Below are 20,365 nucleotides of genomic sequence, written 5' to 3'. Positions count from 1 at the left end.
AGCGCGCCACCGAGGATCGCCCCGCCGACACCGCCGATGATCGCGCCGCCGATGGCATCCTGAGCCACCGCCTCATGGGCCGGCATCGCCATCGCAACCGTCAGACACGCCGCGATTCCAAGCGCTCCGATGCGGAGATTTCCAATGCGAAGACCCCGAAACATGCTCATCCTCCCCTGTGGTGAGGCGAGTCATAGCGCCGGAGGCGGATGCAGGCCAGAACAATTGCGAACGTCGCGCCCAGGGAGCGTCACGCGATGGCGTCGAGGCCCGGCTCGAAGGCGGCGCGGCCAGGCCGCGTGCGATGCATGGGGCCGGCCGACTGCGTCTTAAGGATCAATCCAGCGCTGAACGGCCTTGGCAGTATCGGCGGGCGTGGTGTTGAAGCAGATCGCAGCATTCGGTGCCAGGCGGTGGACGAGGTTGAGCACTTTCTCAAACAGCAGCAGGCGCTCCTTCGGCTCACGCAGGCCCGCACCGATCACGATGCAGTCGAAGCTCGCCTCGCGCAGCGCCGCCGCGACGCCGGCCTCCGCGGTCGCGTCGAGGTCGATCAGGCAGCTCGTGACCTCGTAGCCGAGATCACGCAGGCGCAGCAGCTGCGCCTCGATATAGCCGCGCACGAGCTCGGGCGTGAGCTGCGGGAATGCGCTGTAGTCCACATTCCCGGGTTCGATGCCGATCGCGAGGACGCGCTTGGCCAAAGAGAACTCCTTGCCTGACCGTCTCCGTCGCTAACGGATGCCGGTCCTGGCGGTTCCCGTACAGGTGGTCGCTCTGCCGCCAAAGGCTTCCGACGGCCGATATGCACCCGCGAAACGCATCCGCATCTTGCGGCCTTTGACCGCAGCCCTACCGCTTATTTTCCTACCGGGGCTGTAAGCCATTTCACATGCGCCGGGCCGGCGACCTGCCACATTTGCGCAGATCACGCTGGAGTTACGTACGCCCTGATCACGGCGCCTGGTTCATTTCGACTTTCACGAAGATGCGATAGTTCATCAATTTGCGGGAGCGGAAAATGGTGTCATTCGACGGTCTCAAAAGCGAATACGAACGGAATTGGGCCAATCTCGAGATCCGGCCTTCACGCCTTGCCGACGCAAATGCAGTCGCGCGCAAGGCGATCAACGGCAAGGCGACCTATCAGGAGGTCGAGCGGTTGACCGGCGTCCCCTGGTACTTTGCAGCGCTTTGCCACTATCGTGAGTCCAACTTCGATTTCGACACCTATCTCGGCAACGGCGAGACGCTTCATCGCGCGACCAGCATCGTTCCAAAGGGGCGCGGTCCGTTTGCCACATTCGTGGACGGCGCGGTGGACGCGTTCCGAATCGAGAATCTCATCGGCGCCAAGGACTGGGGCATCGCGCGGATGTTGTATCGGCTCGAGGGCTTCAACGGCTTCGGCTATCATGCCAAGGGCTGCAATTCGCCCTATCTCTATGGCGGCTCGACATTATACGGCCCACCCGAGGCAAGGGCGGGCAAATTCGTCCGCGACCACGTGTTCGACCCGAACCACGTCGATTCCCAGCTCGGCACTGCGGTGATCCTGCACGCGATGACGTCACTCGATTCCTCGATCACCCTCGACGGCAGCCCAATCATCGCCAGCCGTTCCGAACCCGATGACGACGCGGCGTCGTCGGTCCTTCTCATGCAGCGGGCACTCAACAAGCTCGGCGCCAATCCGCCGCTCGATGAAGACGGCATCAGCGGACCGAAAACGAAGGCGGCGGTCTCGCAATTTCAGCAACGGAACGGCCTCCAGGACACCGGCATCCTCGACGGAACGACGATCGCCGCCATCACGCGCGCGGAGGCACAACCGGTCCAAAAACCAAATGTCGATCTGTCGCAGATCCTCAAGCGACTGGACGGCATCTCACTGGCCGCGCAGTCAGGAGGGGCAGGTACGACATCGGGAGGCACTACGTCGGCAGGCACTATGTCGGGAGGACAATCTGTCGAGCTGTCTCAAATTCTGAGCCGGCTGGAAAATCTCGCGCAGCTACTTCAGTCGGGCGGCGCGACGCCAATTGGGACAACGCCGATAGCGACCCCACCGATGGGGACGACGCCCGGAGGGCAGTCTCTCCAGCTATCTCAGATCTTGAACCGACTGGAGAGCCTCGCACAGGTCGTGCAGCCAGCAGGAACACCCGCTGGAGGTACAACGCCGGCAGGCAACGATACGGTCAACCTCCTCGGACGGCTCCTCTCCGTCTTCGGCAAGACAGCGCCCGGAACGACAGCGGCGACGAATCCCGTTCCCGCCGACCAGCTCAAACAGGTGGTCGACCTGCTCAGTGCCCTGCTCAGCAACAAGCCCGTCCTTGGCCAGGTCAACGGCGCTCTCGGCGACACCATCGGCAATCTCCTGAACGGCAAGAAGACCGCGCTCGGCATCGGCGGCTCGCTCATCACCGCGCTGCTCTCGGCCGTGACGGCGAGCCCGGATGCGGGCGGCCTTGCCGGGCTGTTCGGGACGATCGCGTCGGCGGTGCCGGGGCTCAGCCAATTCGCTCTCCCGATCACTCTGGCGCTCACAGCATGGGGCGTGCTCGGCAAGATGGAGAAATGGGCGCAAGGCACCGCGCCCCCGCCGAAGCCATCGACCTGACCACGGCAGGCGCGCAATTGCGGCAGTGCGAGCCTCAAGCCGTGCCGTCGGCAATGGCTGCCGCACGTTGTTCCATCAACACGCGCTCGCGCGCATTGGTCGCAAGACGGGCGGCGGTCTCGAACGATACGCGCGCCTCGGCGAAGCGGCCGAGCTTCTGCAGGAGGTCGCCGCGGACGGCCTGGAGATGGTGATAAGCCCTGAGCGCCGGCTCGTCCATGATCAGGTCCACCAGATCGAGCCCGGCCTGCGGCCCTTCGGCCATGCCAAGCGCGACCGCCCGGTTGAGCTCGATCACGGGCGAGCGTACCAGCGCCGCAAGCTGGCCGTAGAGCTCCGCGATGCGCCGCCAGTCGGTGGCCGCGGCCGTCTCCGCTGTCGCGTGACACGCGACGATCATGGCCTGTAGCGTGTAGAACCCGCCGGCACCGCCGAGCTCGCGCGCGCGACCGAGCGCTCGAAGGCCGTCGCCGATCTGGCGCCGGTCCCAGAGCCTGCGATCCTGGTCCATGAGCAGGATGGGCTCGCCATCGATGCTCGTGCGCGCCCACTTCCGCGCGGCATTCAGCTCCATCAGCGCCATGAGACCGTGCACCTCGGGCTCGAGCGGCGCGAGCCCAACCAGCACCCGCCCCATGCGCAGAGCCTCGTCGCAGAGCTGCGGCCGCAGCCACTCCTCGCCGCGCGAGGCCGCGTAGCCCTCGTTAAAGATGAGATAGACGACCTCGAGCACCGAGGCGAGACGCTCGGAAAGCGCCTCGCCGCTTGGGGTCTCGTAGGTGAGGCCCGACTGCGAGAGCGTGCGCTTGGCGCGAACGATGCGTTGAGAGATGGTTGCCTCCGTGACCAGGAAGGCGCGCGCGATCTCGTCGGTGGTCAGGCCGCAGATCATGCGCAACGCCAGCGCCGCGCGGGCCTGCCGCGGCAGCAACGGATGACAGGCCGTGAAGATCAGCCGCAGCCATTCGTCACCGATGTCATCGTCGAGGGTGGTGTCGAAATCCGGCACGATCTCCTGCTCCTGCAACATGTCCCGCGCCAGCATGTCGTGCTTCTCCGCGAGCATCTTGCCGCGGCGCAAGACATCGAGCGCCCGCCGCCGGGCGGTCGTCATCAGCCAGGCACCGGGATTGTCGGGCACACCGATGACGGGCCAGGCTTCCAGCGCCGCAACCAGCGCGTCCTGCGTCAGCTCCTCCGCAAGCGGCACGTCGCGTAGCATCCGCGACAGCGTCGCGATCAGCCGTGGCTGTACGACGCGCCAGGTGGCGCGGATGATTTGATCGATGTCGGCGGCCGTCATCGCCGCCGACCGGAACGAGCGGTGGTGTCCATCAGGTGTGGGCGGCTACCCCTGAACGCGCGTCGACCTGGCAGGCGCCGTCCACGCCCGGCGTGGCGAAAGCCCGCAATTCGCAGGTGCCGTCCCAACCCGGCATGTGATCGAGGTGCAGCTGCATGAATTCCTTGGCCATGGCCAGCGCTTCAGCCTTGTCGCGCAGCTCGAAAATGGCGTAGCCGCCGATCACTTCCTTGGCCTCGATGAAGGGACCATCGATGACGCTGAGTTCGCCGTCGACGATCCGCACACGCGCGCCGGTCGCAAGCGGCATCAGGCCGCCGTTGTCGATCATTCGACCGGCCTTGATCTCCCGCTCGGATATCTTCTGCATGGCCTCCATCAGCGCAGGGGTCGGGCCGGTCATGGGCTGGCTGGAGGTGACGATGTACATGAAGCGCATGCAAAACTCCTGTTGAGGCGAGAGGCGGTCGGTTTGGCCGCGCGATCAGCTCGCTATTGGGATGACGATCCAGCCGGTGCCCGATCGACACGGGCACGGGAAAAATTCCGAGAGCAGAAAATTACAGGAACGGACCGGCGCCTATTGGCGCAACATGATCAGGGGATCGGCGGTATCGGGGACACGCCGCCACTGCGCATTGTCGTCGGCCTCGAACTGCCAGGTCTCGCCCGATTTCGACATCAGGATGATCTGGCCGCGTTCGAGCCGCCATTGCGTCGGGTTGAACTGCGCGATGGCCGGGTCGCATTTCGGCTTGAGGAAGACCTGAAAATTGTCCGGGCTCGCCTCAGTGTTGGTCAGCGTCAATCCGCAGACCGGCTGGCCGTTGCGACGCACCATCGCCCAGTCGCCGATCATCTCGTCCATCGACTTGGCTATCGAGCGGGCGGCGACGAGATCCTGCAGGATGTAGACGCCCTCGCCCTGCCGCAGGCCCTCGAAGATGCCGGCCTCGACCTCGGTGAAGTCGATCACGGCCTCACCTGTCGCATCCTGCAAACGAACGATGTCGAGACCCCTCACGCTCCAGGCGACGATGTCCTTGGTGAAGGGCAGCGCAGTCTTGCAGGCCGGCTCCAGCTCCAGCTTGAAGCCATGACCGGCCGCATCGCCCTTGAGCGTGACGACGCAGGTCTTGCTGCGCTCGGTGGTCGAAAGCTCCCACTGCCCGACCATCTCCTTCTTCAGGCTCGTCGCATCCTGCGCACGCGCAGCACTGATCGCGGCAGCACATGCCGCGATCAGAAGTGCGACGACCCGAAGAGCGATCATCAGCGCCCCTTGACCGGTGTTTCCGCAACCGGCGTCAGCGGCGCCTTGCCGGCGAACCACGCCTTGAGATTGTCAACGACGAGCTGGTCCATCGCGTTGCGCGTCACCACCGAGGCCGAGCCGATATGCGGCAGCAGCACGACGTTCTGCATGGTCTTGAGCTCATCCGGCACGTTCGGTTCGGCTGCGAACACGTCGAGGCCGGCGGCGAGGATGGTGCCAGACTTCAGCGCCTGGACCAGCGCCGGCTCGTCGACCACGGAGCCGCGCGCGACGTTGACCAGCACACCGCGCGGGCCGAGCGCCTTCAGCACCTCGGCATTGATCATCTTGTTGGTGCTGGCGCCGCCGGGCACGATCACCATCAGCGTGTCCACCGCCTTCGCCATCTCGATCAGGTCGGGGTAGTGCTTGTAGGTGACGTCCTTGGACGGATTGCGCGAATGGTAAACCACCGGCACCAGCGAGGCATCGAGCCGGCGCGCGATCGCCTGGCCAATCCGTCCCATGCCGACGATGCCGACCTTGCGGTCGCGCAGCGAGCCGACGCTGAGCGGATAGTTCTGCGTCTGCCAGAGGCCGGAGCGCACGTAGCGGTCGGCCTTGATGAATTCGCGCAAGGTGGAGATCAGGAGGCCCATCGCAACGTCGGCGACCTCTTCTGTCAGAACGTCGGGCGTGTTGGTGACGATAATGTTGTGCTCGGCCGCGTATTTGGCGTCGATATGATCATAGCCGACGCCAAAGCTCGCCACCATCTCAAGCTTCGGCAGTTGCGACAGCGAATCCTTGTCGGCGCGCACGGTGTGATAGGTCACCGCCACGCCGCGGATCTTCTCGCGGGCGGCGGGCGTCAGCCGCTCGAGATCGGCACGCGTCTCCACCTTGTGCACGACGAAATGATCGGAAAAACCATTCTCCAGGATCGGCCGCACCGGCCCATAGATCAAAAGGTCGATCTTTTCGGACGAAATCGAACCGGTGGTCATCAGCTTTCCTTTCCAAGCGCACTTTCATGCCAGCGCCGCAGTACCAAGTGCGAAATTAGCGCCAGCATCCCATAGATGACAATCCCGGCCAGCGACAGCAAAAGTAGCGCCGCGAACATGCGGGGTATGTTCAACCGATAGCCTGACTCGGCGATCCTGTAGGCGAGCCCGGAGCCCGCGCCGGCGGTGCCCGCCGCAATCTCGGCCACCACCGCGCCGATCAGCGACAGGCCGCCGGCAATGCGCAGGCCGCCGAGAATATAGGGCAGCGCTGCTGGCAGCTTTAGAAAGCGCAGGGTTTGCGGCGGCGAGGCGCCGTAGAGCTGGAACAGCCCGGCGAGATTGCGATCGACCGAATTCAGCCCGAGCGTGGTGTTGGACAGCACTGGGAAGAAAGCGACGATGAAGGCGCAGACGACGACGGCGGTCTGCTGCTCCAGGTAGATCAGGAGCAGCGGCGCGATCGCGATCACCGGCGTTACCTGGAGGACCACAGCATAGGGGAATAGCGAATATTCCACCCATTTCGACTGGTTGAACAGCAGTGCCAGCGCGATGCCGCCGATGCAGGCGGCGGCAAAACCTTCAAGCGTGGTTGCAAGCGTGGTGGCAAGCGATTGCGACAGTACCGCCCAGTCCTTGATAAGCGTCAGGAAGATGACGGAGGGGGCCGGCAGCACGTAAGGCGGGATGTCCTTGATGCGGACCACGAGTTCCCAGGCCGCGAGGCCCGCGGCGAACACGATGACAGGAAGCAAGAAGCGCATCGCGCGTTGCGCGCCGGTCGGCCTAGTCGTGACGGTAGCTTGCGCGTTCATAGCGTCGACTGCCCCGAATAGGACGGCGCCAGCGCAGCCGAGACTTTCCGGCAATAATCGGAATAGGCGGCCGAGGTACGAAACTCCTCGCCGCGCGGCTCGACCGTCTCGATGCGGATATCGGCCTGGATACGGCCGGGCCGCGCGGTCATGACCACGACGCGCTGCGACAGATAGACGGATTCGAACACCGAATGGGTGACGAAGATGACGGTCTTGCGCAAGGACCGCCACAGCGCGAGCAGGTCGTTGTTGAGGCGAAAGCGCGTGATCTCGTCGAGCGCCGCGAACGGCTCATCCATCAGAAGAATATCGGGATCGGTGACCAGAGCGCGCGCCAGCGACACCCGCATCTTCATGCCGCCGGAAAGCTCCCGCGGAAAGGCTTCGGCAAAATCGGCGAGCCCGACGCTGGCCAGCGCGTCATCGACCCGCGCACGGGCTTCAAGCTTCGGCACGCGCGCGAGCTTCAGCGGCAGCCGCACGTTCTCGTGGACGCTCGTCCAGGGCATCAGGGTCGGCTCCTGAAACACGAAGCCGATGCCATGACCCGGCTGCACCTCGCCTTCATGGCGCGCCACCCGCACCGTACCTGATGACGGCGCACTGAGCCCGGCAATGAGACGTAGCGCCGTCGACTTGCCACAGCCGGACGGACCGAGCAGCGAAATGAATTCGCCCTTGCGCACGGCGAGATCGAGCGGGCCAAGCGCCATGACGCCGTTGTCGTAAGTCTTCGTCACGCCGCGCAGGCTGACGGCGAGAGCCGCCAGTCCGGCCTCGACCCCGGACGAAGTTTTGACCGATGACATCGACCTTGCGTTACGGCTTGCTCGGGCGCAGCTCGACGCCGACGCCCTTGTTGACGAAGCGCAGCGTATACGACTTGCGGAAGTCGAGATCGGGCTTCACGACGCCCGCCTTCACCATCTTGTTGAAGAAGGAGGTGTAGCGCTCGTCGCTCATCGCGCCGATGCCATTCTTCAACGACTCGCCGGAATCCACGATGCCGTATTCCTTCATCTTGGCGACGGAATAGGCGAGCAGCTCGTCGGTCATCTCCGGATTGAGCTCCTTGATCATGGCATTGCCGGCGGAATTGTCGCCATAGATGTAATTGTACCAGCCGATCATCGAGGCATCGACGAAGCGCTGCACCAGATCGGGCTTCTTCTCGACCATGTCGCGGCGGGTCTCGATCAGGGTCGAATAGGTGTTGAAGCCGTAATCGGCGAGCAGCAGCACGTTGGGCTTGAAGCCGGCCGCCTTCTCGACCGCGAACGGCTCGGAAGTGACATAGCCCTGCATCGCGCTCTTGGGGTTCGCGATGAAGGGCTGCGGATTGAAATTATAGGGCCGCACGTTCTTCTCGCTGAAGCCGTATTCGGACTTCAGCCACTGGAAGTAGCTGGTCATCCCCTCCTTGGAGACGAACAGCGTCAGCGGCTTGAGGTCCTCGATCTTGGCAACCTTGACGTCCGGCTGCGTCAGCATCACCTGCGGATCCTTCTGGAAGACAGCGGCGATCGTCACGACGGGGACGTTGTTGGCGACCGCATCGAACGACATCAGTGTGTTCGCGGCCATGAAGAAATCGATCTTGCCGGCGATCAGCAGCATCCGGTTATTCTCGTTCGGACCACCGGGGACGATGGTGACGTCGAGCCCGTAGCGCTTGTAGGTGCCGTCGGCGACCGCCTGGAAGAAGCCGCCATGCTCGGCCTCGGCGACCCAATTGGTGCCGAAGCTGACCTTGTCCAGCGTCTCGGCGCGCGCCGACACGACCGACACGAAAGCGGCCATCAAGCCCGCCGTTAACGCTCGCCGCAGATGAGAGGGGGTCATAATGGGGCTCCGTCGATCGCTTGTAGCCGATGTGAGGGCAACGCGATAAAACCACAAGAAGTTCGGGGACGCAGCCGGCCAGGCCGCGTCCCCTGATAACCCCAAATTACGCGACAAATTCGGGCAAAGAAACCTCGATGACGCCTTCCCGCGACTGGACCGAGATCCGCTGGGCCGATGCTGCCCTTGCGGACGCGTCGCGCTGGATCGCGGTGCTGCCGCTGGCGGCCACCGAACAGCATGGCCCGCATCTGCCGCTCGAAACCGATGTGCTGATCGCGGACGCCTATCTGGAGCGCGTGCGCGAGCTTCTGCCCGGGAATGTTCCGGTGACGTTCCTGCCCGTCGAACCAATCGGGATTTCCACCGAGCATATTAACTATCCGGGCACGCAGACGCTGCCGACCGACGTTGCGCTGAAGAGATGGGCCACGATCGGCGAGGACGTCGCGCGGCGCGGAGTGCGGAAGCTCGTCATCATCACCAGCCATGGCGGCAACAGCGCGGCCATGATGCTGGTCGCACAGGATCTGCGCGCGCATCACAAGCTGTTCGTGGTGACGACGTCATGGTCGCGGCTGTCGGGCGCGGACAAATTGTTCCCGGCCGAAGAAGTGCGCCACGGCATTCACGGCGGCGCGGTCGAGACCTCGATCATGCTGGCGCGCTATCCCGAACAGGTGCGCGAGGATGCGATCGCGGATTTTCCCGCGAGCAGCATCGCACTGGAGAAGCAGTATCGCTGGCTGTCGACGCAGCGGCCCGCACCGTTCGCCTGGCAGGCGCAGGATCTGAACGCCAGCGGCGCGGTCGGCAATGCCACGCTGGCCGTGGCTGGGAAGGGCGAGCAGCTCCTCGATCAGGGCGCGACGGCCTTTTGCGAGCTGCTGGCCGAGGTCGATAACTTCGACGTGAACAGGCTCGCCAAGGGCCCACTCGGCTAGCCCGCAACATCCTGTAATCATTGAGGAAAGAACGGAGCCTCGCGTCCGGATTCCTTGGATTCGAACCGGACGCGAAGGGCCTCCGTCCAACTGGGCAGGCGGGCCACAACGAACCGCCTCAACCCGGATGGAGTTTCAAATGTCGATCAAGACCAGGATTGCCGCCGTCGCGCTCGCTGCCCTCGCCGTCACCGGCAGCATCGTGTCCACCACCTCGCAGGCCGAAGCCAAGCAACCCGGCTGGGTCTGGGGTGTCGGCGCCGGCAACGCCACCGCCGCTGTGGTCGGCTCCGCGATCGCCGCCAGCAACGACCCCTATTATTACGGTTATCACCGCTGCGGCTGGGTCGCCCAGTACAACGCCTTCGGCCAGTACGTCGGCCGCGTTCGTACCTGCTACTGATTTGAGTACCTGAGGCCGGTCTCACGTGGATCCTGCGTCCGGCGCGGGCGCCTCATCCACCCCGTGTCGTGCTCCCGACCCGCCCGGTTGTCCCCCCCGGGCGGGTCATCCAATTTGGGCACGGGGAATTTGTTGCAGTCCCGTCACATAAGGATGCGAACCATCCCTACGGCAATCCGCGCTAGTCGCCATTGAGAATTAATCGCAATAAGGTTCGCAGCAAGCACAGGGACTTGGCTAGAAACTTGAGAAGACATCGCGTCGAATCGAGACCATCTCGCCCGATCGCGTGAGCAACCAAGACCTGATGACAGCACCGCTGCGAATCGGCAGGGATATCGCAGCGGATGGATACATTCGCGTTTGGGGACGTGCGTCTTGACGTTGAGAAGTCACCGACACCGGTACTTGCGGACAGCCGCAGCCATCGCCTCGGGTGTGCTGGCGTTGCCGGGCGCTGGCCTTGCGGCCGACCTCCCGCTGAAGGCGCGCGCGGCAAAGACCCTCTACGACTGGACCGGCTTCTATGTCGGCGGCCATTTCGGCTATGGCGATGCGAGCTTCGGGCCGAGCACCCACCCGCTGCCGGCGCAGGGTGTATTGCTGCCGCACAGCGCCACCGGACTGAACGGCGGCTATCAGCTCGGCTACAATCGGCAACTCGCCAACAACGTCGTTCTCGGCATCGAGGCGGACGCCACGTTTCCCGGCCCGCTGGACACGCCGGCACTCGAGCGAGACCCGCACCCCTTCAACACCGCCATCGATTATGTCGGCACCGTGCGCGGCCGCATCGGTTACGCGTTCGATCGCTTGATGCCCTATGTCACCGGCGGCTTCGCCTGGGGACACACCCATGTCGACATCAACGACCCCGGCCGTGGCGAGATCATCGCGCGCTCCGGGCACTACCAGACCGGCTGGACGGCCGGACTTGGTCTCGAATACGCCGTGAGCGGCAACTGGACCGCAAAGGCCGAGTACGAATATGTCGACTTGTCTCGTCGCACCTACGATCTGAGCAGCTTCGGCTTCGGCAACCTCGCCGTCGAGCCGCGCATCCACCTGTTCAAGCTCGGGTTGAACTATCAGTTCGGCGATACGCCCTGGATCGCGCCGGTCGACGGAAAAACCAAGCTTCCTGAGTCCGACGACTGGAACGTCCATGCGCAGACGACGCTGTTGCCGCAAGGCTATGGGCCGATCCACTCGCCCTATGCGAGCCCCCTCAGCCTACCCGGCGGCGGCCAGTTTCAGCAGACATGGACGACGACGGCGTTCCTGGGGGCGCGGCTTTGGGACGGAGGCGAGTTCTATTTCAATCCCGAACTTGCTCAAGGATTTGGCCTCAACGGTACGCTAGGCCTCGCCGGCTTCTCAAATGGCGAAGCGCAAAAGGCCGGCGCAGCGTTCCCAAAGATTCGCGCACAGCGCTACTTCCTCAAGCAGACTTTTGGACTTGGCGGCGAGCAGGAAGACGTCGCCGACGGGCCAAACCAGCTTGCCGGCAAGCGTGACATCGACCGCGTCACGCTGATCGTCGGCCGTTTTGCGATCGGCGACTTCTTCGACGGCAATGCCTACGCGAAGGACCCGCGCGCCGACTTCATGAACTGGGCGATGTGGGCCTCGGGCGCCTACGACTTCCCCGCCGATCTGCCTGGCTACACCCGCGGCGCCGTCGTCGAGCTCAACCACAAGGATTGGGCGGTGCGCGCCGGACTGTTCCAGGTCCCTGATGCGCCCAACAGCGACGTGCTGAACTTCAAGACCGGCGGCGCCCTCGTCGAGTTCGAGGAGCGCCATTCGATCTTCGAGCAGCCCGGCAAATTGCGCGTCGGCGCCTTCGCCAATAGCGGCAATATGGCGAACTACCGCGAGGTGCTGGACCTGGCGGCCGCCAACCCGGCACTCGACATCAACAATATCGCCACCGCGACCCAGCGCACCCGGCCCAAACATGGCTTCTATGTCAATCTCGAACAGCAGATCTTCAACGACGTCGGACTATTTGCCCGCGCGAGCTGGAACGACGGCCAGAACCAGATCCTGTCCTTCACCGACATCGATCGCAGCCTCTCCGGCGGCTTGTCGATCAAGGGCAGCCGCTGGGGCCGGCCGGACGACACGATCGGCATCGGCGGCGCTATCAACGGCCTGTCGGCGGCGCATCGCGATTTCCTGGCGGCCGGCGGCTTCGGTCTCCTGATCGGGGACGGCCAGCTCAACTATCGCACCGAACGCATCCTCGAGGCCTACTACGCCTATTCGGTGGTCAAGAACGTCACCCTCACAGCGGACTATCAGTTGGTCGTAAACCCGGCCTATAACGCCGACCGTGGGCCGGTCTCGATATTCTCAGGCCGCTTGCACGCCGAATTCTAGCCCAGGGACGGGCCGCATGAAGCCGAGAGATATCCGCACGGCCGCGATCGGCCGGGCGCTGCGCCCCAATGTCTGGGATGTCGTGGCACTGATCCTGGTGATCGGCGCCATGGTGCTGATCGTCTACGGCGGCGAGCAGACTACTGCGCCCCTGTCCGAGCTGGAACGCACGCCGGTCACGCTCGATCCGGCAAACCTGCCGCTCTACGCGCTGCGTACCGTCCTGCGCATGCTGCTTGCGATCGTCTGTTCGACGGTTTTCACCTTCATCTACGCGGCAATCGCCGCCAAAAGCCGGCGCGCGGAGATGGTCATGATCCCGGTGCTGGACATCCTCCAGTCCGTGCCGATCCTGGGCTTCCTCACCTTCACCGTCGTCTTTTTCATGAATCTGTTTCCGAGCCAGGTGCTCGGCGCCGAGCTCGCCTCGGTGTTTGCGATCTTCACGAGCCAGGCCTGGAACATGACCTTCAGCATGTACCAGTCGATTCGTAACGTACCGAAGGATCTGGAAGAGGCCACGCAGAGCTTTCATCTGTCGGGCTGGCAGCGCTTCTGGCGCCTCGACGTACCCTTCGCGATGCCCGGACTGATCTGGAACGCGATGATGTCGATGTCGGGCGGCTGGTTCTTCGTGGTCGCCTCGGAAGCGATCACCGTCGGCAACACCACAGTGACCTTGCCAGGCGTCGGTTCCTATGTCGCGCTGGCGATCCAGCAGCAGGATTTGCCGGCGATCTTCTACGCGATCCTGGCGATGCTGCTGGTCATCATCGCCTATGATCAATTGCTGTTTCGTCCCATCGTCGCCTGGGCGGACAAATTCCGCTTCGAGCAGACAGCCTCGGGCGAGGCTCCTACGTCCTGGATGCTCGACCTGTTTCGCCGCACCCGCGCCCTCCGCGCCCTCACGCTGCCCTTTTCAACCCTCAATCGCGCAATTTCCAACCTGCGTGTCTCGCTGCCAGACCTGCAGCCCGCAGCCAAGGCAAGGAACCAGCCGTCGCGCTTGATCGACGCGCTCTGGATCGCGCTCATCCTCGCCGGTACAGCCTATGCTGGCTGGCTTACGTATCGCTATCTCTCGGCCAGGCTTGGCTTGGCCGATGTCCTCATCGTGATCCGCGACGGGCTGATCACGCTGTTGCGCGTCGTCGTGCTGATCGGCCTCGCGACGCTGATCTGGGTGCCGGTCGGCGTCTGGATCGGACTGCGGCCGAAACTGGCCGAACGCATCCAGCCGCTGGCGCAGTTTCTTGCTGCGTTTCCCGCCAATCTTGCCTTCCCCGTCTTCGTCGTTGCCATCGTCACCTTCAAGCTCAACCCCAATGTCTGGTTGAGTCCGCTGATGATCCTGGGCACGCAGTGGTACATCCTGTTCAACGTCATCGCGGGCGCGAGCGCTTTTCCGACGGATTTGCGCGAGGCGGCCAGCAGCCTCCACCTCGGTGGATGGCGCTGGTGGTTCAAGGCGATCCTGCCCGGCATCTTTCCTTATTACGTCACTGGCGCGATCACCGCTTCAGGCGGCTCCTGGAACGCCTCGATCGTCGCGGAGGTCGCAAGCTGGGGCGACACGCATCTGAGGGCGACGGGCGTTGGCGCCTATATCGCGTCGGCGACAGAAGCCGGCGACTTTCCGCGCGTCATTCTCGGAATCGCCACGATGTGTATCCTGGTGACGCTGTTCAATCGTCTGGTCTGGCGGCCGCTCTATGCCTTTGGCGAGCGCCGCCTGCGGCTCGGCTGACGAGGAGGCAATCATGCTCGACCAACCCCCTGCCCTCATCGATATCCGCGGTGTGTGCCGATCGTTTCCCAAGGGCAGCGGCGAGGAGCTGCTGGTCCTGGAGAAAGTCGACCTCACGATCCGGTCGGGCGAGATCGTGGGATTGCTCGGACGCTCGGGTTCCGGCAAGTCCACGTTGCTGCGAATCATTGCCGGCCTGGTCAAGCCATCCTCGGGCCAGGCAACCTGCCGGGGCCAATCGATCATCGGGCCGCCGAACGGCGTCGCAATGGTGTTCCAGTCGTTCGCGCTGTTTCCCTGGTTGACGGTGCTCCAGAACGTTGAGCTCGGGCTGGAGGCACTCGGCGTCGATGCCAATGAACGGCGCAACCGTGCGCTGGCGGCGATCGACCTGATCGGCCTCGACGGATTCGAGTCGGCCTTTCCCAAGGAGCTGTCGGGCGGCATGCGCCAGCGCGTCGGCTTTGCTCGTGCGCTGGTCGTGCACCCAGACTTGATGCTGATGGACGAGCCGTTTTCGGCGCTCGATGTGCTGACCGCCGAAACGCTGCGCACCGATTTGATCGATCTCTGGATGGAAGGTCGCTTGCCGATCAAGTCGATCCTGATGGTGACGCACAATATCGAGGAGGCGGTCCTGATGTGCGATCGCATCCTGGTGTTCTCGTCAAACCCGGGACGTGTTGCCGCGGAGATCAAGGTCGAACTGCACCATCCGCGCAACCGGCTCGATCCGCATTTCCGCCAGCTCGTAGACAGCATCTACGCGCGCATGACTCAGCGCGCGGAGCCCAAGACGCCTTCCCTCGAAGGCATTCCCGGCTCCGGCGTCGGCATGACCCTGCATCACGTGTCGTCCAACGTGCTGTCCGGCCTGATCGAGACGCTGGCGGGACCGCCCTATTACGGACATGCCGACCTGCCGGTGCTCGCAAGCCAGCTCCAGCTCGAGGCCGACGAGATCCTCCACCTTGGCGAATCCCTCCAGCTCCTGCGCTTTGCCCAGCTCAGCGAGGGCGACCTGATGCTGACGGAAGCCGGCAAACACTTCGCCAATCTCGAGACCGATGCCCGCAAGAAGCTGTTCGCCGAACATCTTGTCACCTACGTGCCGGTGATGGGATTGATCCGCCGCGTGCTCGACGATCGTCCCTCGCATACCGCGCCTGCCGCGCGGTTCCGCAACGAGCTCGAAGACTACATGTCCGAGGACTATGCGGACGAGACGCTGAAGACAGTGGTGTCCTGGGGCCGTTATGCCGAGCTGTTCGCCTATGACGAGCAGTCCGAAACGTTCAGCCTGGAAAACCCCGGCGAGAGCGGCTGAGCCGCGCCTGCGACAATTTGGTCGGAACCGGGCAAACCGCGTATCAAGTTCATATATAAAGGCTTCGGTCCGGCGTCCGCCGGGCCGATACCTTTCCATTGCGCACAATGTTGTCCGTCGAACTCATCATCGTCGCCGTCCTGATCGTCATCAACGGCCTTCTGTCCATGTCCGAGCTGGCGGTGGTCTCGTCCCGCCCGGCCCGGCTCTCGCTGCTCGCCGCCAAGGGCGTGCGCGGCGCCGAGCAGGCGCTGACGCTGGCCGCCGATCCCGGAAAGTTCCTGTCGACGGTGCAGATCGGCATCACGCTGGTCGGCGTGCTCTCGGGCGCATTCTCCGGCGCGACGCTCGGGCAGCGACTGTCACAATGGCTGGTCGAGCTCGGCCTGTCCTCCGGCATTGCCGACATCGTCGGCGTCGGCATCGTTGTCACGCTTATCACCTATGCGACGCTGATCGTCGGCGAGCTGGTGCCGAAACAGGTGGCCCTGCGCGACCCCGAAAGCATCGCGGTCAAGGTCGCGCCCGCCATGCATGCTCTGGCGCGAATCTCGCTGCCGCTCGTGTTTCTTCTCGATGTCTCCGGCAAGCTGATCCTCACGCTGCTCGGCCGCGGCGGCAAGGCCGAGGAGAAGGTCTCGGAGGACGAGATCCATCACCTCGTCAGCGAAGCCGAAAGCGCGGGCGTGCTCGAGCCCGGCGAGAAGGAGATGATCGCCGGTGTGATGCGGCTCGGTGACCGGCCGGTCGGCGCGGTGATGACGCCGCGCACCGACGTCAACGAGATCGACCTGAACGATGCGCCGGAGGCCATCCATGAGATCATCGTGAAGAGCCCGCATTCACGCTTTCCCGTCTCGGACGGCGATCGCGACAAGCCGATCGGCGTGCTCCAGGCCAAGGACCTGCTGATCGCCTACATGAATGAACGCACGCCGGATCTGCGCGCCCTCGTGCGCGAAGCGCCCGGCATTCCGGCGTCGGCAGATGCCCGCGACGTGCTGGCCATCCTGAAAGCTGCTCCCGTTCACGTCGGTCTCGTCTATGACGAGTACGGTGCCTTCGAAGGCATTGTGACTGCCGCCGACATCCTCGAGTCGATCGTCGGCGCCTTCCATTCCGAGGAAGGGCCGCCGGAGCCGGCCTATGTCAGGCGCGCCGACGGCTCGCTGCTGATCTCCGGCTGGATGCCGGTCGACGAGTTCGGCGAGTTGCTCGGCATCGAGCTGCCGCCGCACCGTTACAACACGGTGGCGGGCCTGGTGCTGCAACAGTTCAGCATGCTGCCCAACGTCGGCGATGCCTTCGACTTCGGCGACTGGCACATCGAGGTCGTCGATCTCGACGGACGGCGGATCGACAAGATTCTCGCGAGCCGGCGCGGCGAGATAGAGACGGGGTGAGCTTCGCTCTCAACTGTCGTCCCCGATCTGCGCTTCTCTTGTCCGGGACGACAGTTGAGTTTGCGGCGCGAGCTCGCGTCACACGCAGAGCCCTCACCCGAACCTCACCCCGATCCGCTTCTCCTTGCGCCAGACCACCGTGCAGGACAGGTGCGTTCCGTCAGCCTGGATGAACAGGGTAAAATGCTCGGGGATGCCGACCGGGCTGGTGACGTTGAGGGCTGCGCCGGTGTCGGAGAAATTGCGGACGGTGCAGTCGGTCGCGCCGCCGCCGAACTCGATGGTTCCGGCCTTCAATACGCGATGCCTGGCTTTGTTGCGTCGCTCATCCATGGGGCCAGTTTACACCGGAAGCTGACACAGACGTTAAGATGGGCTCCGGCCTCCACGAATTTGTGCCGCCTCGGGACGCGGCGGCATCGTACGTGGACCAGAACGTCATAGCGCCGGCTGGAACGTCTCCGCCCGGGCCATCCGCCAGGCGTCCCGGAACCGCGGGTCCTCCGTGCCTTCGAGCAACACGCCCGGGCGTAGCGCGGGATAGAGCTGCGCGAAGGATTTCACGTCGGTCGTCGACTTACGCTGTGTGAAGTGGATCGGGCGCAGCTCCTGCGGATGTTCGAGACCGGCCGCGGCAATCAGCTCGGTCAGCGAGTGCAGCGTCGCGTGGTGGTAGTTGTGCACGCGGTCGATCTTGAGCGGCACGTAGAGCGCGCGCGCACGTGTCGGGTCCTGCGTCGCAACCCCGGTCGGGCAGCGATCGGTGTGGCAGCTCAGCGACTGGATGCAGCCGAGCGAGAACATGAAACCGCGCGCCGAATTGCACCAGTCGGCGCCGAGCGCCATCGCCCGCGCCATGTCGAAGGCGGTGGCGATCTTGCCGGACGCACCGATCTTGATGCGGTCGCGCGCATTGATGCCGACCAGCGCGTTGTGGACGAAATTGACGCCCTCGCGCATCGGCATGCCCAGATGATCCATGAACTCCAGCGGCGCGGCGCCGGTGCCGCCTTCATTGCCGTCGACGACGATGAAATCCGGATAGATGCCGGTCTCCAGCATCGCCTTGCAGATCGCCAGAAACTCCCAGGGATGGCCGATGCACAGCTTGAAACCGGCCGGCTTGCCACCGGAGAGGCGGCGCATCTCGGCGATGAACTGCATCATGCCCGTCGGCGTGGAGAAGGCGCGGTGCGAGGCCGGCGAGATGCAATCCTCACCCATCGCGACGCCGCGGATCTTGGAAATCTCCTCCGAGACCTTCGCCGCCGGCAGCACGCCGCCATGGCCCGGCTTTGCGCCCTGGCTGATCTTGAGCTCGACCATCTTGATCTGGTCTTCGGTGGCGACGCGCGCGAACGCCTCCGGATCGAAGGTGCCATCGAGATGACGGCAGCCGAAATAGCCGGAGCCGATCTCCCAGATGATGTCGCCGCCCATCTCGCGGTGATACGGGCTGACGCCGCCCTCGCCGGTGTCGTGCGCGAAGCCGCCCTTTTTCGCGCCGGCATTGAGCGCACGCACGGCATTGGGGCTGAGCGCGCCAAAGCTCATTGCCGAGATGTTGAACACCGAGGCCGAATAGGGCTTGGTGCATTCCGGACCACCGATCATGACGCGGAATTTCTCCGCGGCGTGCGCCTTCGGCGCGACCGAGTGATGCATCCACTCATAGCCCTCGCGATAGACGTCCTCTTGCGTGCCGAACGGCCGCTTGTCGAGCTGCATCTTGGCGCGCTGATAGACCACCGCCCGGATGTCGCGCGAGAATGGCATCCCGTCCTTCTCGCTCTCGAAGAAGTACTGCCGCATCTCGGGCCGTATCTCCTCGAGCAGGAAGCGGATATGCGCCGAGATCGGGTAGTTGCGCAGGACCGCGTGACCTTTTTGCAGGAGATCGCGCACGCCGAGCAGAGTCAGCCCGCCGAAGATCACGATCGGAGTGACCAGGATGTCGAAGGCCTTTCGATCGGCAATGCCTACACCGATCAGAAGTGCGGTGACCACCGCGCAGATCGTCAGGATGATGTAGCGCGGCGAGAACGGAAGGAGCAGGGTTTCCATGATCCCCTCTTCGAGGGGGCCCCTGGGCTGATTGTGCATCTTGTTATCATGGGCCACGATCACATCCCTCCAGTCAGAATGACGGGGTACGACACGCCCTCGCCACGTCTATTGGATATGACGCGAGCCTGTCTTGAGGCTACCGAATCCGGATGCTGCAAATCAATCCATCCAGGCCGGGACCTTTTCAATCCATCCAGGCCGGGACCTTTTGCAGTGCAATAGTTTCAAATGAAATGACAAATCAGTGACTGTGTGGCTGGGCCTCGTGCGGGATGACGCCGTGCCGCTCGAGACCACCCTGCGTCAGCCAGGCATCGGTGCTCGCGATAGCGCGCGCGATGTGCTCGTCGGTGCGCGAGAAATCGTAAGGTGACCCGACCAGCGGACAAAGCGGTGGCACCACGACATATTCGATGTCGGACGCCAGCCCTTCGAGCTCCGCCACCAGCTGCCGCGCGATCAGCAGCGTCAGTGCATGCAGCGCGTTGGCGACGGCCCCCACCGGGGGGATGCTCGACCGCACAAGCGTGGCCGGTTGGCAGCACGACCAGCCGTTTTGCGCCTTTCGCGACCGCGACCCGGACGGGTGTGTTCGACGAAATCGCACCGTCGGCAAGGAACCGATTGCGGTAATGGACCGGCGTGAAAGCGCCGGGGATCGCGGTGGACGCCAGGATCGCTTCCACCGCCGGCCCTTCCGACAGCACCACGCTGTCTCCCGAGACGAAATCGGTGGTGACGATGTGCACGGGCAGCGCGGCATCCTCGAGGTTGCGATAGGGCAGACGGTCCTCAACCAGCTTGCGGATGCCGTCATGGGGAATCAGAAAATCCCGCCGCCACATGAATCCGGCGAGGCTTCGCCAGGTGACCGGGAAGACGTCATGACGCTTGAGGCCACGCCAGACCGCTTCAAGCCCGAGCACGCCCTTGAGCGAGGGATCGCCGGCATAATAGGCGCCATTGATCGCGCCGACGCTGGAGCCGACCACGAGATCGGCAACAACTCCATGCTTGGCCAGCGAATGCATCATGCCGACCTGGATCGCCCCGAAACTGCCGCCGCCCGCCAGCACGAAGGCGGTCGGTTTTGGCGGACGGCCATGGTCGTTCACGGACAAGACGTGCACAGCTCCCCCCAGCTCTCGCGTTGCAACATCGAGGCGAGATTTTGGCGCGAGCTTATAGCAGCGCCCGCGCGAGCGGCGCTAATAACAATGTCGGGGGAGAGA

At 64.0% G+C, this 20,365-nt stretch carries 18 protein-coding genes; 7 read left to right on the top strand and 11 right to left on the bottom strand.

Annotated elements, in window-relative coordinates:
• Window positions 1–329: 329 nt before the first annotated feature.
• A complete protein-coding gene (locus tag AC629_RS08840; RefSeq protein WP_084804306.1) occupies window positions 330–704 on the bottom strand; it encodes a hypothetical protein in 375 nt (124 codons plus the stop codon).
• A 317-nt stretch (window positions 705–1,021) separates the two neighbouring features.
• On the opposite strand from AC629_RS08840, the gene AC629_RS08835 reads away from it, so the two are divergent.
• Window positions 1,022–2,626 carry a peptidoglycan-binding protein gene (locus AC629_RS08835; protein WP_084804304.1) on the top strand — a complete coding sequence of 535 codons (1,605 nt, stop codon included), beginning with the start codon at window positions 1,022–1,024 and terminating at the stop codon, window positions 2,624–2,626.
• A 34-nt stretch (window positions 2,627–2,660) separates the two neighbouring features.
• Here AC629_RS08835 and AC629_RS08830 read toward each other — a convergent pair whose 3' ends face one another.
• From AC629_RS08830 to AC629_RS08800, 7 genes are all read right to left on the bottom strand, one after another.
• On the bottom strand, window positions 2,661–3,929 hold the full coding sequence (locus tag AC629_RS08830; protein WP_084804302.1) for an RNA polymerase sigma factor: 1,269 nt from the start codon (window positions 3,927–3,929) through the stop codon (window positions 2,661–2,663).
• A gap of 31 nt (window positions 3,930–3,960) precedes the next feature.
• Window positions 3,961–4,359 carry a YciI family protein gene (locus AC629_RS08825; protein ID WP_245331765.1) on the bottom strand — a complete coding sequence of 133 codons (399 nt, stop codon included), beginning with the start codon at window positions 4,357–4,359 and terminating at the stop codon, window positions 3,961–3,963.
• Between the two features lie 150 nt (window positions 4,360–4,509).
• Window positions 4,510–5,202, bottom strand: a complete 693-nt coding sequence (locus AC629_RS08820) for an AprI/Inh family metalloprotease inhibitor (RefSeq protein WP_084804298.1) — start codon at window positions 5,200–5,202, stop codon at window positions 4,510–4,512.
• Window positions 5,202–6,191: a 2-hydroxyacid dehydrogenase gene (locus AC629_RS08815; protein WP_084804297.1), complete on the bottom strand. Its 990-nt coding sequence runs from the start codon at window positions 6,189–6,191 to the stop codon at window positions 5,202–5,204. Before AC629_RS08815 ends, AC629_RS08820 begins: the two co-directional genes overlap by 1 nt.
• Entirely contained in the window at window positions 6,191–7,009 is an 819-nt protein-coding gene (locus AC629_RS08810) for an ABC transporter permease (RefSeq protein ID WP_084804293.1), read from the bottom strand. The genes AC629_RS08815 and AC629_RS08810 overlap by 1 nt, the downstream gene beginning before the upstream one ends.
• Window positions 7,006–7,821, bottom strand: a complete 816-nt coding sequence (locus AC629_RS08805) for an ABC transporter ATP-binding protein (RefSeq protein WP_084804292.1) — start codon at window positions 7,819–7,821, stop codon at window positions 7,006–7,008. The genes AC629_RS08810 and AC629_RS08805 overlap by 4 nt, the downstream gene beginning before the upstream one ends.
• A gap of 10 nt (window positions 7,822–7,831) precedes the next feature.
• Window positions 7,832–8,854 (bottom strand): ABC transporter substrate-binding protein, encoded by a 1,023-nt coding sequence (locus tag AC629_RS08800; RefSeq protein ID WP_084804290.1) that lies wholly within the window; start codon window positions 8,852–8,854, stop codon window positions 7,832–7,834.
• Between the two features lie 137 nt (window positions 8,855–8,991).
• On the opposite strand from AC629_RS08800, the gene AC629_RS08795 reads away from it, so the two are divergent.
• The 6 genes from AC629_RS08795 (at window position 8,992) to AC629_RS08770 (ending at window position 17,066) form a co-directional block, all read left to right on the top strand.
• Window positions 8,992–9,798, top strand: coding sequence for a creatininase family protein (locus AC629_RS08795; protein WP_084804288.1), 807 nt, complete (start codon window positions 8,992–8,994; stop codon window positions 9,796–9,798).
• A 139-nt stretch (window positions 9,799–9,937) separates the two neighbouring features.
• Complete coding sequence (locus AC629_RS08790; RefSeq protein WP_084804286.1) at window positions 9,938–10,201, top strand: hypothetical protein; 264 nt, start codon at window positions 9,938–9,940, stop codon at window positions 10,199–10,201.
• A 408-nt stretch (window positions 10,202–10,609) separates the two neighbouring features.
• A complete protein-coding gene (locus tag AC629_RS08785) occupies window positions 10,610–12,586 on the top strand; it encodes a carbohydrate porin (RefSeq protein WP_245331764.1) in 1,977 nt (658 codons plus the stop codon).
• Window positions 12,587–12,602: 16 nt separating this feature from the next.
• The gene (locus tag AC629_RS08780) at window positions 12,603–14,336 is read left to right on the top strand and encodes an ABC transporter permease (protein ID WP_084804282.1); all 1,734 of its coding nucleotides are present in this window, start codon (window positions 12,603–12,605) and stop codon (window positions 14,334–14,336) included.
• Window positions 14,337–14,349: 13 nt separating this feature from the next.
• Window positions 14,350–15,663, top strand: a complete 1,314-nt coding sequence (locus AC629_RS08775) for an ABC transporter ATP-binding protein (RefSeq protein ID WP_084804322.1) — start codon at window positions 14,350–14,352, stop codon at window positions 15,661–15,663.
• Window positions 15,664–15,770: 107 nt separating this feature from the next.
• A complete protein-coding gene (locus tag AC629_RS08770; RefSeq protein ID WP_084804280.1) occupies window positions 15,771–17,066 on the top strand; it encodes a hemolysin family protein in 1,296 nt (431 codons plus the stop codon).
• A gap of 93 nt (window positions 17,067–17,159) precedes the next feature.
• Here AC629_RS08770 and AC629_RS08765 read toward each other — a convergent pair whose 3' ends face one another.
• The 3 genes from AC629_RS08765 to AC629_RS08755 form a co-directional block, all read right to left on the bottom strand.
• Window positions 17,160–17,399, bottom strand: coding sequence for a PilZ domain-containing protein (locus AC629_RS08765; RefSeq protein ID WP_084804278.1), 240 nt, complete (start codon window positions 17,397–17,399; stop codon window positions 17,160–17,162).
• A 105-nt stretch (window positions 17,400–17,504) separates the two neighbouring features.
• Window positions 17,505–19,130, bottom strand: a complete 1,626-nt coding sequence (locus AC629_RS08760; protein WP_084804276.1) for an FMN-binding glutamate synthase family protein — start codon at window positions 19,128–19,130, stop codon at window positions 17,505–17,507.
• Window positions 19,131–19,357: 227 nt separating this feature from the next.
• Entirely contained in the window at window positions 19,358–20,209 is an 852-nt protein-coding gene (locus AC629_RS08755; RefSeq protein ID WP_245331763.1) for a patatin-like phospholipase family protein, read from the bottom strand.
• Window positions 20,210–20,365: the final 156 nt, after the last annotated feature.

Origin of the sequence: Bradyrhizobium sp. NAS80.1 (assembly GCF_001908205.1) — a bacterium.
GTDB lineage: Bacteria > Pseudomonadota > Alphaproteobacteria > Rhizobiales > Xanthobacteraceae > Bradyrhizobium.
The sequence above is the reverse complement of the archived record's forward strand: the minus strand, read 5'-3'. Positions and strand labels throughout refer to the sequence as shown.

Excerpts from the sequence above, each read along its gene's own strand:
- AC629_RS08835 (WP_084804304.1), top strand. The coding sequence starts at position 1,022 with ATGGTGTCATTCGACGGTCTCAAAAGCGAATACGAACGGAATTGGGCC.
- AC629_RS08830 (WP_084804302.1), bottom strand. The coding sequence starts at position 3,929 with ATGACGGCCGCCGACATCGATCAAATCATCCGCGCCACCTGGCGCGTC.
- AC629_RS08825 (WP_245331765.1), bottom strand. The coding sequence starts at position 4,359 with ATGTACATCGTCACCTCCAGCCAGCCCATGACCGGCCCGACCCCTGCG.
- AC629_RS08820 (WP_084804298.1), bottom strand. The coding sequence starts at position 5,202 with ATGATCGCTCTTCGGGTCGTCGCACTTCTGATCGCGGCATGTGCTGCC.
- AC629_RS08815 (WP_084804297.1), bottom strand. The coding sequence starts at position 6,191 with ATGACCACCGGTTCGATTTCGTCCGAAAAGATCGACCTTTTGATCTAT.
- AC629_RS08810 (WP_084804293.1), bottom strand. The coding sequence starts at position 7,009 with ATGAACGCGCAAGCTACCGTCACGACTAGGCCGACCGGCGCGCAACGC.
- AC629_RS08805 (WP_084804292.1), bottom strand. The coding sequence starts at position 7,821 with ATGTCATCGGTCAAAACTTCGTCCGGGGTCGAGGCCGGACTGGCGGCT.
- AC629_RS08800 (WP_084804290.1), bottom strand. The coding sequence starts at position 8,854 with ATGACCCCCTCTCATCTGCGGCGAGCGTTAACGGCGGGCTTGATGGCC.
- AC629_RS08795 (WP_084804288.1), top strand. The coding sequence starts at position 8,992 with ATGACGCCTTCCCGCGACTGGACCGAGATCCGCTGGGCCGATGCTGCC.
- AC629_RS08790 (WP_084804286.1), top strand. The coding sequence starts at position 9,938 with ATGTCGATCAAGACCAGGATTGCCGCCGTCGCGCTCGCTGCCCTCGCC.
- AC629_RS08780 (WP_084804282.1), top strand. The coding sequence starts at position 12,603 with ATGAAGCCGAGAGATATCCGCACGGCCGCGATCGGCCGGGCGCTGCGC.
- AC629_RS08775 (WP_084804322.1), top strand. The coding sequence starts at position 14,350 with ATGCTCGACCAACCCCCTGCCCTCATCGATATCCGCGGTGTGTGCCGA.
- AC629_RS08770 (WP_084804280.1), top strand. The coding sequence starts at position 15,771 with ATGTTGTCCGTCGAACTCATCATCGTCGCCGTCCTGATCGTCATCAAC.
- AC629_RS08765 (WP_084804278.1), bottom strand. The coding sequence starts at position 17,399 with ATGGATGAGCGACGCAACAAAGCCAGGCATCGCGTATTGAAGGCCGGA.
- AC629_RS08760 (WP_084804276.1), bottom strand. The coding sequence starts at position 19,130 with ATGGAAACCCTGCTCCTTCCGTTCTCGCCGCGCTACATCATCCTGACG.